The following is a 14586-nucleotide window of genomic DNA, read 5'->3' on the forward strand; positions in this document are numbered from 1 at the left end:
TTATTGCTGGGCGGCACGGCTCCGGTCGTTCAACGAGGAGACGCGAAGGGTCGCGTCTCTACAATCGTTCCGGTGGTCACCATCGCACATTCCCATAAATCATCCAGCCGCCGTACCCAATGCACAGCAGTGAGGACAAGGTAACGGTGCTAACCTTCAGCGTCCGGCTGATTTTCATGCGCTTGGTAAACGGCACGCTGCACAGCCCGGCCACGATGAACATGCCCAGAATGGAGCCGCTGCCGAATACCACGAAGTAGAGCACGCTGCGCCACGGGTCGCGGATTTCGCTCATCACCAGCAGCACCAGGGCGCCGCTGCCGGCTAGGCCGTGGAGCAGGCCTACGGCGTAGGCGGCTCGCGAAGGTGTAGCGCCAGGCCGCACCTTGGGGGGCGGGCGTCGTTGGTCGAGCAGGCGGCTGATGCCCATGACGACGAGCATGAAGCCCACCGCGGCTTCGAAGTAGCTGGAAGTAAGAAAAGTGACGCGGCTCAGCAGAATGATGGCCCCCACAATCACTAGCATGGTGGTGTGCCCGAGGCCCCAGTACACACCGTCGCGCAAGGCTTCGGCCAGGGTGTCGCGCCGCGAAATCAGGTTGCCAACGGCCAGTAGATGGTCGGGTTCGAAAGCATGGCCTATTCCGGCGATAAATGCGAAGAAAATAGGCAGTAGACTTTCCATCGAAGGGTGCTAATGACGAAAGATAGGAAAAACTTTGGTTGAGCACCATCTTTTATGAACTGCTTTAATGAAATGAAAATACCGGAAACCATGAAGCCTCCGTGGTGGAGGCTTCATGGTTTCTTAAACGGTCAGTCTGCCTCAAGGGTGAACTGGTAGAACGGTGTAGAGACGCCATCCCTGGCGTCTCGTCGTTGAACGACAACAGCCAAACAACTATGTGGAACACCGCCCGAATCGTGCGAACGACGAGACGCCAGGGATGGCGTCTCTACACCGTTCACGCAGCATCGTTGAACGGCAGACGCTTGTTTTGCTACCTAAATGATGGTGCTCATGCCCACCCGAATGTTATTCTGGTGGAATTTACAATCCCTTAAATCTATCACGCCATAGGCAATGAAGCTGCCGACCTGTTCGGTGGTGTAGCGAGTGCCCGCATTCAACTCGGGCGTCAGCACCTGCTCGTTCAGGGCATTCTCTACGGCAGCGCGCACGGCCCGGGCTTCGTCGGCCAGGCCGAAATGGTCAAGCAGCAAGGCGGCGGAGAGGATGGCGGCAATGGGGTTGGCAATGCCCTTGCCCTTGGCCTGCGGGTACGAGCCGTGGATGGGCTCGAACAACGCGGAAAATTCGCCGATGGAAGCCGAGGGCAGCAGGCCCAACGAGCCGGCAATCACGGAGGCTTCGTCGGACAGGATGTCGCCGAACATGTTCTCGGTCAGCACCACGTCGAACTGCCGCGGATTGAGGATGAGCTGCATCGCCGCATTATCAACAAAGAGGTAGTCGACAGCTACTTCGGGGTACTCCGGGGCAATACCTTGGACGACTTCGCGCCAGAGGCGGGAAGTTTCCAGCACGTTGGCTTTGTCGACCAGCGTCAGCTTTTGGCGGCGGCCCTGTGCGGCCTGGAAGGCGCGGTGAGCGATACGGGCAATTTCCTCAGAGCTGTAGGTGCAGTTGTCGTAGGCAGTGCCATCGGCGGTGCGACCTTTTTCGCCGAAGTACACGCCCCCGGTCAGCTCGCGGAAGATGAGCAGGTCGGTACCGGCAATGCGGTCGGGCCGCAGGGGCGAAAACTCCAGCAGCTGCTCGTAAGCCGTTACCGGGCGAATGTTGGCGTAGAGACCCAGGCTTTTGCGCAGGCCGAGCAGGCCCTGCTCGGGCCGCACCTTGGCGGCGGGGTTGTTGTCGTACTTGGGGTCGCCGATGGCCCCGAGGAGTACCGCATCGGCGCGAAGGCAGGCGTCGAGGGTGGCATCCGGCAGAGGAGTGCCGGTGGCGTCGATGGCGCAGGCGCCCATCAACTGATAGTCGAAGGTGAAATGGTGCCCAAACCGCTCGGCCACGGCTTTGAGCACGCGCACGGCCTCGCCGCACACTTCCGGGCCGATGCCGTCGCCGGGCAGAACCGCGATTCGTTTGCTGACGGGGGTAGTTAAAAAGTCCATGGGCGCTGTTGTTCGTAAGTGGTGATGGCCGCCTGCTGGCTGAGCAGGTAGTCGATGTCGTCGTAGCCGTTAATCAGGCATTCTTTCTTGTAGGGGTCAAGGTCGAAGGCAATGCTTTCGCCCCACACCGGCACGCTGAGCGTCTGGGCCGGCAGGTTCACCACTAGTTGGGTGCTGGGGTAGTGCGTCACCCGCGCCAGCAGGCGCTGCAGCACTTCCTCCGTCACTTGCAGGGGCAGCAGGCCCGTATTCAGGGCATTGCCGCGAAAAATATCGGCGAAGTAGCTGGATATAATTGCTTTGAAGCCAGCGTCGTACAGCGCCCAGGCGGCGTGCTCGCGGCTGGAGCCGCAGCCGAAATTCTGGCCTGTGAGTAGAATCTGGCCGTGGTAGCGGGCGTCATTCAGCACGAAGCCATGTTTGAGCTGGCCGTCAGCCGCGTAGCGCCAGTCGGCAAACAGGTTGGCGCCAAAGCCTTCACGGGTCGTCGCCTTCAGAAACCGAGCCGGAATAATTTGGTCGGTGTCAATGTTTTCGAGTGGCAACGGCACTGCCGTCGAGCGCAGCGTCTGAAACTTGTCCATGGGAAGTTGAGTCGTTAGAAGGCCGGGTGGCGTAGGCTGAGAATTGAAACTGGCCGTCCCGCTCGGCTTGTTGCAGCATCTGGGCGGCGTAAGTAATCCAGTCGCTGGGCTTATTCTCGGGATACCGAGGAGTCGAAGTATTTTGCATAACTTTATATTTGTATTTTTTGGTTATTATTTATTATACCGTCATGCCGAGCGTAGCCGAGGCATCTCGCGTGCTTCGTTCACCGGTTAGATTACTGTTCCACGCGAGATGCCTCGGCTACGCTCGGCATGACGGTCTTTTAATCAGCATGAGGGCTTTCCACAAAAATTTTAATTCAAATACTGAGTGATGTCGACGATGCGGCCTTCCACGGCCGTGATGGCGGCCACCAAGGGACTGGCCAACAGCGTGCGCGCGCCCGGCCCCTGCCGCCCCTCGAAGTTGCGGTTGGAGGTAGACACGCAGTAGGCGCCGGCTGGAATCTTGTCGTCGTTCATGGCTAGACAGGCGCTGCAACCGGGTTCGCGCAGCTCAAAACCGGCGGCGGCCAGAATCTGGTCGAGGCCCTCGGCAATGGCTTGCTTCTCGACCAGCTTCGAGCCGGGCACGATGATGGCCTCGACGTGCGCCGCCTTGTGCTTGCCCCGCACGTAGGCGGCCACGGCGCGCAGGTCCTCGATGCGCGAGTTGGTACAACTGCCAATGAACACGTAGTTGATTTCCTTGCCCAGCAACGATTCGCCCGGCTGAAAGCCCATATACTGCAACGACTTGTCGAAGCTGCCCGCTTCGCCGGCCGCTACCTGCGCCGGGATGTGGCCAGTAAGGGCGATGCCCATGCCGGGGTTGGTGCCGTAGGTAATCATCGGGGCGATGGCCTGGGCGTCGATGGCCAGCTCGGCGTCAAACTCGGCGTCTTCGTCGGAATACAGCGTTTGCCAGTAGGCCAGGGCCTGGGCCCAGCGCTCGCCCTGCGGGGCGTAGCGGCGGCCTTGCAAGTAGGCGAACGTGGTGGCGTCGGGGGCGATGAGGCCGCCGCGGGCTCCCATTTCAATGCTCATGTTGCACACCGTCATGCGGCCTTCCATGCTCAGGGCGCGAATGGCGCTGCCGGCGTACTCCACAAAGTAGCCCGTGGCGCCGCCCGTGCCGAGCTGCGCGATGACGTGCAGAATCAAATCCTTGGCCGTGACGCCGGGCCGCAGCGCCCCGTCGAGGGTGATGCGCATGCGCTTGGGCCGGCTCAGCAGCAGGCACTGGGTGGCCATTACCTGCGTGACCTGGCTGGTGCCAATGCCGAAGGCAATGGCCCCGAACGCGCCGTGAGTGGACGTGTGGCTGTCGCCGCACACGATGGTCATGCCCGGCTGGGTGAGGCCCAGCTCGGGGCCGATGACGTGCACAATGCCTTGGTATTCGTGCCCCAGCCCAAACAGCTCGACCCCGAAGTTGGCGCAATTCTCGGTCAGTTTATCCACCTGGGAGCGGGAAATGGGGTCCGCAATGGGCAGGTGCTGGTTGCGGGTGGGCACGTTGTGGTCGGCCGTGGCCACTATCTGGGCGGGGCGCAGCAAGGGCAGGCCGCGCGCGCGCAGCTCATCAAACGCCTGCGGGCTGGTGACTTCGTGAATCAGGTGCCGGTCGATGTAGAACACCTCTAGCCCGCCAGGAATGGCTTTCACGACGTGCGACTCCCAGATTTTATCAAATAAGGACTTGGCCATGGGGTGGGATATTTTTATTGGTGCGGCCTTCGTGAATAGGTTATTATGCAGGGCGGAAATGCTGGGTACCCGTAGCGCGGACTTTCGGTCCGCGAATCTTCCCAGCTAGCGAACTCGCGGACTAAAAGTCCGCGCTACCGGCGGGCTTATACCAATTGCTCTTGTTCTACCAGGGCGTGCAGGTCGTGGTCTACCACTTCCTTTTGACGGTCGGCGAGCTGCAGGAAGGAGGCGTAGGCCCTGTTGAGGGAGTGCCGGTCGAAGTCGTAGCCGATTTTCTGGAGGCGGTAGGCCAGCGCGGCACGGCCCGAACGGGCGGTGAGCACGATGGAGGAATCGGCCACACCCACGTCGCGCGGGTTCATGATTTCGTAGGTTTCGCGGTGTTTGATGACGCCGTCTTGGTGGATGCCGCTGGAGTGCGAAAAGGCATTGGCGCCCACCACGGCCTTGTTGGCTTGCACCGGCATGCTCATCAGGTGCGCGACCATGGCCGAAGTCTCGGCCAGCAGCGGGGTGCTGATGGTGGTGTCGAGTTGCAGGTAAGGATGCTGGCGCAGAATCATCACTACTTCTTCCAGGGCGGTGTTACCGGCCCGCTCCCCTACCCCATTGATGGTACACTCAATCTGGCGAGCGCCGTTTAGGACGCCCGCGATGGAATTTGCGGTGGCTAGGCCGAGGTCGTTATGGCAGTGCGTGGAGAGGCACACGCGGTCGATGCCGGTCACGTTTTCGCACAGGTACTTGATTTTGGCGCCGTACTCTTCGGGCAGGCAGTAGCCGGTGGTGTCCGGAATGTTCAGCACCGTGGCACCGGCCCGGATGGCAGCTTCACACACGCGGGCCAGGAACACATTGTCAGTCCGGCCGGCGTCTTCAGCATAGAACTCCACGTCTTCCACAAAGGACTTGGCCAGCTTCACGGCCGCTACGGCGCGAGCCAGCACTTCCTCGGGCGTGCTGCACAGCTTGTAGCGGATGTGCGATTCCGAAGTGCCGATGCCGGTGTGAATGCGCGGGTAGCGTGCCGGCTTCAGGGCGTCGGCCGCCACGCGGATGTCGTTTTCCACGGCCCGCGACAGCCCGCAGACAGTGGCTTCGCGGGTTTGGGCGGCAATGGCCCGCACGGCTTCAAAGTCACCGGGGCTCGACACCGGAAAGCCCGCCTCAATCACGTTAACGCCGAGCAGCTCCAACTGCTGGGCAATTACCAGCTTTTCGTCGCGGTTCAGCTTGCAGCCTGGCACTTGCTCGCCGTCGCGCAGGGTGGTATCAAAGATTTGTATTTTCTGACTCGCCATGGGGGTCGCGGTTCTAAGCACTTATTACAGCCCGCAAGTACACCGCCCACTCCTTCGCTGGGAAACTATTGTTTTAGCAGCTTACTATTTCTAAAGAGGAGGTAATTTACCACAAATATCTATTAGTTAATAATTTATTGAAAAGCTAGATACAATGGCTAAGCAAGGCTAACCGAATAGAACATCAGCCCCAGCGGGGCGGCATAACGGTAGTAACCCAGGCACTAAGTACGAAAAAGCCCCAGCAGAGCGACACTAGTTCTGCGAATGCCGCCCGATGGGGCTTTGGTCTTCCGATTGTTATTTTCTCTACCGATATGTCGCCCCGCTGGGGCTAGACCGTTACGTGGACTTCCACCCCATTCTACACCAGCAAGCTCAGGAAATCCGGCTTGTCGTTCAGGTATTCGTAGGCAAAGCCTTGGGCCAACATGCGGGCCTGGATGGCAGTGATTTCGCCCGGCTGCTTTAACTCGATGCCAATGAAAACCGGGCCTTTTTCCTTGTTGTTTTTCTTGATGTACTGGAAGTGAATGATGTCGTCGTCGGGGTGCAGCACGTCGTTGACGAAGCGGCGCAGCGCTCCTGGTCGCTGGTCAAACGTCACCATAAAGTAGTGTTTGAGGCCCTGGTAGCGGGTGGCCCGCTCCTTGATGTCCTCCATCCGAGTAATGTCGTTGTTGCCGCCGCTCACCACGCAAACCACGTTTTTGCCGGCAATCTGGTCGGCGTACTGGTGCAAGGCCGAAATGCAGAGCGTGCCCGCGGGCTCCAGTACGATGCCTTCCTCGTTGTACATCTTCAACAGATCGAGGCAGACTTGGCCTTCGGGCACCAGCACCACGTCGTGGAGCAGCTCGCGGCACAGGGTGAAGGTGAGTGCGCCGGGGCACTTCACAGCCGCACCATCCACGAAGCTCTCAATCTGCTCGAGCGCCTGCCGCTGCCCGGCGGCCAGGGAGCGCTGCATGGAAGGCGCCCCCAGCGGCTGCACGCCAATGAGCTTGGTGTGCGGGCTCAGCAGCCGGAACACGCTGCCCACGCCCGAAGCCAGCCCGCCGCCCCCAATGGCCATGAAGCAGTAGTCGATGAACACAGCCGCGGCCTTGAGGATTTCGAGCCCCACGGTGGCCTGGCCTTCCACAATGGCCAAGTCATCGAAGGGATGCACGAAGGTGGCGCCGCGCTCGTCGCAGAACGCGCGGGCCGTTGCAAAGGTGTCGTCGAAGGTGCGACCCGTGAGGATGACTTCGACCTGCTCTTTCCCGAACAAGCGCACTTTGTCGACTTTCTGGGCCGGCGTTTGGGCGGGCATGAAGATGTAGCCTTTCAGGCCCAGCAGCTGGCAGGCATAAGCCACGCCCTGAGCGTGGTTGCCGGCGCTGGCGCACACCACCGACCGAGCGCCCTCGGCCGCGGTGAGGCCCGCCATTTTGTGGTAGGCGCCCCGAATCTTGTACGAGCGCACCACCTGCAAGTCCTCGCGCTTGAGGTACACGTTGGCCCCATAAGCCCGCGACAGGCACAGGTTAATAAGCAGCGGGGTTTTGTATATGACGCCCTTCAGGTTGCGGGCCGCCCGCTCCACGTTTTCAAGCGTGACCTCGGAGGTAGCGAGCGGAGCCTTTTCCATTGCTGGGTGTTTGATGATGGTGAATGCCCTGCCGGTCGCAGCAAGTAGCGCGGACTTTTAGTCCGCGTCCCCGGCCGATACCCGAATAATGCCCGCCAACCGAGTTTAACGGCGTGGGGACGCGGACTAAAAGTCCGCGCTACGGCGACGGCGCAAGACCGGTGCCCCCTCTCCTGGGGAGAGAGGGTCAGGGGGTGAGGTTTCTCGCTAGCTCAGCTCGCCCACCTTTTCGGCGGCTTTGGAGCGCAGCTCGCGCACGGTGGCGCCGGTTTGCCACAGCTCCGAGTCGCGCACTTCCTTGAGCTCGGCTTCCAGTTCCTGGCGGTAGTTGGGCGTGGAGCCGCGCTGGATGGTGCGGGCCGCTTCCTGGCCCGAGGCCACGCTGTCGTACAGCTCGTTGAGCACGGGCAGGGTGGCTTCGCGGAAGCGTCCCTTCCAGTCGAGGGCGCCGCGCTGGGCCGTTACCGAGCAGTTGGCGAACATCCAGTCCATGCCGTTTTCGCCCACCAGCGGCACTAGGCTCTGGGTCAGCTCCTCCACGGTTTCGTTGAAAGCTTCGGAGGGCGAGTGGCCGCGCTGACGCAGTACCTGGTACTGGGCCTCGATGATGCCGGCCAGGGCGCCCATCAGCACGCCTCGCTCGCCGGTGAGGTCGGAGTACACTTCCTTCTTGAAGTCGGTTTCGAACAGGTAGCCCGAGCCCACCCCGATGCCCATGGCCACGGCCTTTTCGTAGGCTTGGCCGGTCGCGTCTTGATACACGGCGAACGAGGAATTAAGCCCGCCCCCGGCCAGGAACAGCCGCCGCAGGCTGGTGCCGCTGCCTTTGGGCGCCACCAGCACCACGTCGACGTCGGCCGGCGGAATGATGTTGGTTTGGTCGTTGAAGGTGATGCCGAAGCCGTGGGAGAAATACAGCGTTTTGCCCGGCGTGAGGCGCTCCTTGAGCATGGGCCACAGCGCAATTTGGCCGGCATCCGACAGCAGGTTGCACACGATGGTGCCGCGTTCAGCCGCTTCCTCCAGCGAAAACAGGGTTTCGCCCTCCACCCAACCGTCTTTCAGGGCCCGCTCCCACGAGGTCGTGCCCTGGCGCTGCCCCACAATCACGCGGAAGCCGTTGTCGCGCATGTTCAGTGCCTGGCCGGGGCCCTGCACGCCGTAGCCAATCACGGCAATGGTGTCGTCTTTCAGCACGGCCAGCGCTTTTTCCAAGGGAAATTCCTCGCGGGTAACTACGTTTTCGTCGACGCCGCCAAAATTGATTTGTGCCATAAGTAATGGGTGAATGAGTGGATGGGTAAATGAGTGAATTGGGGAAACCGCTCGTTTGGGGGCACCTCACCCCCGGCCCCTCTCCCCAGGAGAGGGGAGCATGACGATTTTTAACTGCGCAAGTCCGGTGCCCCCTCTCCCCAAGGAGAGGGGGTCAGGGGGTGAGGTTCGCCGACGAACGAACTCACATGGCAAACACGCCGTCGCGGTCGTTTAAATATTCGTTTTCAATTACTTCACTACCAGGCTTAGCTTCCTCAAACTCGCGGAGTTGGCGGTTGAAGCCGTCGCTGGCCTTGATGATGGCGATGCGGGCGCTGCGCACGAATTCGATGAGGCCAAAAGGTTGGAGCACCCGGAGCAGGTTGTCGGTTTCCTGGCGGTGACCCGTGGTTTCGAACACGGTGTAGTCCTTGCGAATCACCACGGCGCGAGCCCCGTTTTCGCGCAGCAGCCGCTCCACCAGCGCCCGCTCGGCAATCACGTCGGTGGGCACTTTGTAGAGCGCCATCTCCTGCCAAATCACCTCATCGTTGCTGTTGAAGTACACTTTTAGCACTTCCACCTGCTTCTCCATCTGCCGGGCAATTTTGCGCACCACGTCCTCCGTTTCGGTGATGACGATGTTGAAGCGGTGAATGCCCTCAATCTCCGACGGCGAGGTGTTGAGGCTCTCGATGTTGATTTTCCGGCGCGAGAAAATGATGGCCAGCCGGTTCAGCAGCCCGATATGGTTTTCGGTGTAGGCTGTGATATTGTATTCCTGGCGTTCCATCGGGATTAAGAATTAAGTAAACGTCATGCTGAGCTTGCCGAAGCATCTTGCGGGTGGTAGTAACTCAATAGCGAGAGCGATGCGAGCGAGATGCTTCGGCAAGCTCAGCATGACTTCCTTTTTAGTTGTTCTAGAGCTGTTCTCTTATCGCAGGCGGATTTCAGCCACGCTGCACCCTTGCGGCACCATCGGGAAAATGTTCTGCTCCTGGGCTACCATCACCTCCAGCAAAAACGAACCGGGATGCGCCAGCATGGCTTCCAACGCGGGGCGCAATTCGGCGCGCGCTGCCACGCTTTGCCCCTCGATGCGGTAGCCGCGGGCCACGGCCACGTAATCGGGGCTTTCGATGTTGACGAACGAGTAGCGGCGCTCGCTGAACAGCTCCTGCCACTGCCGCACCATGCCCAGAAACTGGTTGTTGAGCACGATGATTTTGACGGCGATGCCGGTTTGCATGAGCGTGCCCAACTCCTGAATCGTCATCTGCACGCCGCCGTCGCCAATGATGGCCACCACCGTGCGCTCGGGCACCCCAAACTTGGTCCCGATGGCGGCCGGCAGCGCGAAGCCCATGGTGCCCAGCCCGCCGCTGGTGATGTGCCGGCGCGACTCCTCTAGGCGGGCGTAGCGGCAGGTCACCATCTGGTGCTGGCCCACGTCGCTCACCAGAATGGCCTCGCCCTGGGTGAGCTCGTTGAGCTGCTGAATTACCTCGCCCATGGTGAGGGCGGCCGTGGTCGGGAACAGTGCGTCTTGAATCACGGCGTCCACTTCCTCGGCCTGAAACTGGTCGAAGCGCTGGCGCCAGCCGGCGTGGGTGCGGGCTTCGACCAACTGGGTGAGCAGCGGCAGCGTTTGCTTGCAGTCGCCCCACACGGGCACGGTCGCGGCCACGTTCTTGTCGATTTCGGTCGGGTCGATGTCGAGGTGAATCACCTGGGCCTGGCGGGCGTATTTGTCGAGGCGGCCGGTCACGCGGTCGTCGAAGCGCATGCCAATGGCAATGAGCACGTCGCATTCGTTGGTGAGCACGTTGGGGCCGTAGTTGCCGTGCATGCCCAGCATGCCCACGTTCAGGGGGTGGGCGGTGGGCAGCACGCCCGCGCCGAGGATGGTCCAGGCCGCCGGAATGCCGCTTTTTTCGATGAACTCCCGAAACTCCCGCTCGGCCCCGCCCAGCACCACGCCCTGGCCCCAGAGCACCAGCGGCCGCTGAGCCCGGTTGATGAGGGCGGCAGCTTGGGCCACCGCTTCGGGCCGCACCACCGGCACCGGCCGGTAGCTGCGGATGCGGGCGCAGGGCACGTAACCGGCAAAGGGTAGTTGGTCGAGTTGCGCGTTCTTGGTGATGTCGATCAGCACCGGGCCGGGCCGGCCGCTGCGGGCGATGTAAAAGGCTTTGGCCAGGATTTCGGGGATTTCGCGGGCCTCCGTCACCTGGTAGTTCCACTTCGTAACGGGCGCCGTGATGTTGATTACGTCGGTTTCCTGAAAGGCATCGGTGCCCAGCAGGTGCGCAAATACCTGCCCCGTGATGCACACCAGGGGCGTGCTATCGATTTGGGCATCGGCCAGGCCCGTTACCAGGTTGGTGGCGCCGGGCCCGCTGGTGGCAAACACCACCCCCACCTTGCCCGAGGCCCGGGCGTAGCCCTGCCCGGCGTGAATGCCGCCCTGCTCGTGCCGCACCAGCACGTGGTTCAGCTGCTCCTTGAAGTCGTACAAGGCATCGTAAATCGGTAGGATGGCCCCGCCGGGGTAGCCGAAAATGGTGTCGACGCCCTCGGCCAGCAGCCCCAGCAGCAGCGCTTCGGCCCCGGAAACCAGCCGGGTTTCGGCGGTGGGGGCATCCAGAACGGGAAGGGTTTGCGGGGTCATGGTTGTTGGAGTTGGTTGGGCTGATGATTTGAAAATGGCCGTCATGCAGAGCGCAGCGAAGCATCTCGCTCGCTTCGTTGAACCGTTCACTAATTAGATTACTGGCGCACGCGAGATGCTTCGCTGCGCTCTGCATGACGGTCGATTTTTCATTGGTCAACCATCCGTAATGCAGCCGGAGCTGGCGTTGCCCACCGTGCGGATGTACTTGCGCAGCACGCCTCGCGCGGCGTTGGGAGCGGGGGGGCGCCACTGCGCGCGGCGCGCTTCGAGCACTTCGGCTTCCAGGCGCACGTCGATGGTGTTGGCGTTGGCGTCGAGCACTATCCAGTCGCCGTTTTCGATGAGGGCGATGGGGCCACCGTCGTAAGCCTCGGGGCAAACGTGGCCGATAACGAAGCCGTGCGTGCCGCCGGAAAAGCGGCCATCGGTAATCAGGGCCACCCGGTTGCCCAGGCCCGCGCCCATGATGGCCGAAGTGGGCTTGAGCATTTCGGGCATGCCCGGCCCGCCCTTCGGCCCCACGTAGCGGATGACGACCACGTGGCCGGCCTCCACCAGGCCCCGCGCCAAGCCGTCGTTCACCGCTTCTTCCGAGTCGAAGACGATGGCCGGGCCGGCGAACAGTTCGCCTTCTTTGCCCGAAATCTTGGCCACCGCGCCTTCCGGGGCCAGGTTGCCGTAGAGAATCTGGATGTGGCCATCGGTCTTTAGCGGGTTGGCGCGGGGGCGCAGCAGGTCCTGCTCGGCGCCCAGGGGTTGAATGTCGGCGAGGTTTTCGGCCAGCGTCTGGCCGGTCACGGTGAGGGTGTCGCCGGTGAGGAGGCCTTCGGCGAGCAGGGTTTTCAGCACGGCCGGCACACCGCCCAGGGCCGAGAGGTCTTCCATCAGGTAGCGGCCGCTGGGCTTCAAATCGGCCAGCACCGGCACCCGGTTGCTGATGGCCTGGAAGTCGGCCAGGGTCAGCTTCACGCCGGCGGCGTCGGCAATGGCCATGAGGTGAATCACGGCGTTGGTGGAGCCCCCAAGCACGGTGGTCACCACTAGGGCATTCTCGAAGGCTTCGCGCACCAAGATGTCGCGGGGCTTGAGGTCGCGCTCCAGCAGCTGGCGCAGGTAGTGGCCGCTGTCCAGGCACTCCTGCATTTTGCTGGCACTCACGGCGGTGGCCGACGACGAGAACGGCACCGACAGACCTAGCGTCTCAATGGCGGCGGCCATGGTGTTGGCCGTGTACATGCCGCCGCAGGCGCCCGGCCCGGGGCAGGCGTTGTGGATGATGCCCCGGTAGTCTTCTTCCGAAAGCTGGCCCTGCAACTTCTGCCCGTAGGCCTCAAAGCACGACACAATGTTGAGCGACTGCCCTTTGTAGCTGCCGCCCTTGATGGTGCCGCCGTACACCATCAGGGCCGGGCGGTTGAGGCGGGCCAGGGCGATGAGGGCGCCGGGCATGTTCTTGTCGCAGCCCACCACGCAGGCCAGAGCGTCGTAGTTGTGCGCGCCGGCCATGGCCTCAATCGAATCGGCAATTATCTCGCGCGACACCAGGGAGTAGCGCATGCCCGGCGTGCCGTTGGTGATGCCGTCGCTCACGCCGATGGTGTTGAAGCGCAGCCCCACCAGCCCCTGCGCCGCGAGCCCCCGCTTCACCTCGTCGGCCAGCCCGTCGAGGTGCATGTTGCAGGTGTTGCCCTCGAAGCCCGTCGAGCACACGCCCACGAACGGCTTGCGCAAATCAGCCTCCGACAAGCCTGCCCCGATGAGCATAGCCTGCGACGCTGGCAAGCTGTCGTCATGGGTGTAGATGCGACTGTATTTATTGAGAATCATGCGGGTTGATGATTGTTCTTTAAGTCTTCGTGCGGGGGAACCTCACCCCCGGCCCCTCTCCAAAAGAGAGGGGAGCCTGACATCAGTTAAAAGAGAAGAATCAACACCCATCCACTTTTTAACTGAAAGCATGTCCGGTGCCCCCTCTTTTTTGGAGAGGGGGTCAGGGGGTGAGGTTACGCCTCCACTGCTTCCGCCTGGCCCTGCACCAGCGCGGTGTAGCGCGCGGCCAGCTGGGCGCCTAGTGTTTGCTCAAAGGGCTTGGTGAATACCACGTCGTCGACCGAAGCCACACCAATTACCTCGGCGGCGGTGCCGGTCATGAAGGCTCCGGTGGCACCCTGCAGCTCGGCGGGCCGGAAGAAGCGTTCGTTAACCGTGATGCCGGTCTCCCGGGCCAGGTCGATGATGGTGTTGCGGGTGATGCCGCGCAGGATGCTGCCAGCCGGCGCGGTGAACAGCTCGCCGTTTTTCTCGAAGAAAAAGTTGGCCCCCGGTCCTTCGGCCACGCAGCCATTCAGGTCCAGCAGCAGAGCTTCGTCAAAGCCGCGACTCTTGGCTTCGGAGCTGGCAATGATGGAGTTGGCATAGTGACCCGACACTTTGGCCTCGATGGGTACGGCCTTGGGATTGGGTCGCTCGTAGGGCGACACCGTGAGGCGCAGGCTCTGGCTGCCCAGGTAGCGGTCCCACTTCCACACGGCCATCAGCAGGTTGCCGGTGGTGGGCGCGGTGAGCGTCATGTGAGGCGTGGCGGCGAAAGCCAGTGGTCGAATGTAGGCATCCGTCAGGTTGTTCTTCGCCAGCAGTTCGTAGCTGATATTTGTCAGCTCTTCTACTGAATAATCGAGGGGTAGGCTGATGGCTCGACACGAATAGTGCAGGCGCTCGTAGTGCTCGCGGGCCTTGAAGATGCGGGTGCCGTGCGGTGTATTATAGGCTCGGATGCCTTCGAAAACCGCATAGCCATAGTGCAGCGACTGAGCATAGGCGCCACAGGTAGCTTGCTCGGCGGGAATGAATTCACCATCCAGAAAAACGAGGGTATTGCTATCGAAATACATGGAAAAAGGGTTGATTTCAGAAGGGTATGGCAGCAAAAAAGCCTTTCCGAGCACCGGGCTGAGAAAGGCTGATTCCTGCTAAGACAAGATGGCTCTTTCAGCCCGCCGGCTGCAGAATAATGACCTTGACGACGGGCAGGAAAGCGAAAGTCATTTTAGATGAAATTTGCGCCGGCCGAAACCAGGCAGTTGGTTAGTGAGTAGCTTGCGGCGCACGAGCTACCGAAGCTGATGGGCCACAAGGCAAGTGGAAGACCCGGTTTACGCCTTGCTATTGGCCTGATAGTGAGTACAATTTTAGCGGGGCATTCACACGAGGAAAATTTATTTTAAGACGGCTTACTATTTCTAAGCCGGATTTCAATATCTGTAATTAGCTGATTTGTAG

Annotated in this window: 11 protein-coding genes; all 11 read right to left on the bottom strand. The window is 61.3% G+C overall.

The annotated features are described in order from the left end of the window. Nucleotides 1-76: 76 nt before the first annotated feature. Complete coding sequence (locus WX88_RS11495; RefSeq protein WP_046244527.1) at nucleotides 77-685, bottom strand: HoxN/HupN/NixA family nickel/cobalt transporter; 609 nt, start codon at nucleotides 683-685, stop codon at nucleotides 77-79. Nucleotides 686-1005: 320 nt separating this feature from the next. Next, a complete protein-coding gene (leuB, locus tag WX88_RS11500) occupies nucleotides 1006-2139 on the bottom strand; it encodes a 3-isopropylmalate dehydrogenase (RefSeq protein ID WP_046244528.1) in 1134 nt (377 codons plus the stop codon). Then, on the bottom strand, nucleotides 2127-2723 hold the full coding sequence (gene leuD / locus WX88_RS11505) for a 3-isopropylmalate dehydratase small subunit (RefSeq protein ID WP_046244529.1): 597 nt from the start codon (nucleotides 2721-2723) through the stop codon (nucleotides 2127-2129). Before leuD ends, leuB begins: the two co-directional genes overlap by 13 nt. Nucleotides 2724-3041: 318 nt before the next feature. Next, nucleotides 3042-4436: a 3-isopropylmalate dehydratase large subunit gene (leuC, locus tag WX88_RS11510; RefSeq protein WP_046244530.1), complete on the bottom strand. Its 1395-nt coding sequence runs from the start codon at nucleotides 4434-4436 to the stop codon at nucleotides 3042-3044. Nucleotides 4437-4582: 146 nt separating this feature from the next. Then, on the bottom strand, nucleotides 4583-5740 hold the full coding sequence (locus WX88_RS11515; protein WP_052732602.1) for a 2-isopropylmalate synthase: 1158 nt from the start codon (nucleotides 5738-5740) through the stop codon (nucleotides 4583-4585). A 364-nt stretch (nucleotides 5741-6104) separates the two neighbouring features. After that, entirely contained in the window at nucleotides 6105-7373 is a 1269-nt protein-coding gene (gene ilvA / locus WX88_RS11520; RefSeq protein WP_046244531.1) for a threonine ammonia-lyase IlvA, read from the bottom strand. A gap of 207 nt (nucleotides 7374-7580) precedes the next feature. Then, the gene (gene ilvC / locus WX88_RS11525) at nucleotides 7581-8648 is read right to left on the bottom strand and encodes a ketol-acid reductoisomerase (RefSeq protein ID WP_046244532.1); all 1068 of its coding nucleotides are present in this window, start codon (nucleotides 8646-8648) and stop codon (nucleotides 7581-7583) included. Nucleotides 8649-8832: 184 nt separating this feature from the next. Then, entirely contained in the window at nucleotides 8833-9423 is a 591-nt protein-coding gene (ilvN, locus tag WX88_RS11530) for an acetolactate synthase small subunit (RefSeq protein WP_046244533.1), read from the bottom strand. A 144-nt stretch (nucleotides 9424-9567) separates the two neighbouring features. Further along, nucleotides 9568-11304 (bottom strand): biosynthetic-type acetolactate synthase large subunit, encoded by a 1737-nt coding sequence (ilvB, locus tag WX88_RS11535; protein ID WP_046244534.1) that lies wholly within the window; start codon nucleotides 11302-11304, stop codon nucleotides 9568-9570. Between the two features lie 156 nt (nucleotides 11305-11460). Then, a complete protein-coding gene (gene ilvD / locus WX88_RS11540) occupies nucleotides 11461-13134 on the bottom strand; it encodes a dihydroxy-acid dehydratase (protein WP_046244535.1) in 1674 nt (557 codons plus the stop codon). A gap of 176 nt (nucleotides 13135-13310) precedes the next feature. Then, on the bottom strand, nucleotides 13311-14198 hold the full coding sequence (locus tag WX88_RS11545; RefSeq protein ID WP_046244642.1) for a branched-chain amino acid transaminase: 888 nt from the start codon (nucleotides 14196-14198) through the stop codon (nucleotides 13311-13313). Nucleotides 14199-14586: the final 388 nt, after the last annotated feature.

This window comes from Hymenobacter terrenus (assembly GCF_000972495.1).
GTDB classification, from domain to species: domain Bacteria; phylum Bacteroidota; class Bacteroidia; order Cytophagales; family Hymenobacteraceae; genus Hymenobacter; species Hymenobacter terrenus.

Bases quoted from the DNA above. Each gene is read 5' to 3' on its own strand.
- leuB (WP_046244528.1), bottom strand. From the start codon at position 2,139: ATGGACTTTTTAACTACCCCCGTCAGCAAACGAATCGCGGTTCTGCCC.
- ilvD (WP_046244535.1), bottom strand. From the start codon at position 13,134: ATGATTCTCAATAAATACAGTCGCATCTACACCCATGACGACAGCTTG.
- WX88_RS11495 (WP_046244527.1), bottom strand. From the start codon at position 685: ATGGAAAGTCTACTGCCTATTTTCTTCGCATTTATCGCCGGAATAGGC.
- ilvA (WP_046244531.1), bottom strand. From the start codon at position 7,373: ATGGAAAAGGCTCCGCTCGCTACCTCCGAGGTCACGCTTGAAAACGTG.
- ilvC (WP_046244532.1), bottom strand. From the start codon at position 8,648: ATGGCACAAATCAATTTTGGCGGCGTCGACGAAAACGTAGTTACCCGC.
- ilvN (WP_046244533.1), bottom strand. From the start codon at position 9,423: ATGGAACGCCAGGAATACAATATCACAGCCTACACCGAAAACCATATC.
- leuC (WP_046244530.1), bottom strand. From the start codon at position 4,436: ATGGCCAAGTCCTTATTTGATAAAATCTGGGAGTCGCACGTCGTGAAA.
- WX88_RS11515 (WP_052732602.1), bottom strand. From the start codon at position 5,740: ATGGCGAGTCAGAAAATACAAATCTTTGATACCACCCTGCGCGACGGC.
- ilvB (WP_046244534.1), bottom strand. From the start codon at position 11,304: ATGACCCCGCAAACCCTTCCCGTTCTGGATGCCCCCACCGCCGAAACC.
- WX88_RS11545 (WP_046244642.1), bottom strand. From the start codon at position 14,198: ATGTATTTCGATAGCAATACCCTCGTTTTTCTGGATGGTGAATTCATT.
- leuD (WP_046244529.1), bottom strand. From the start codon at position 2,723: ATGGACAAGTTTCAGACGCTGCGCTCGACGGCAGTGCCGTTGCCACTC.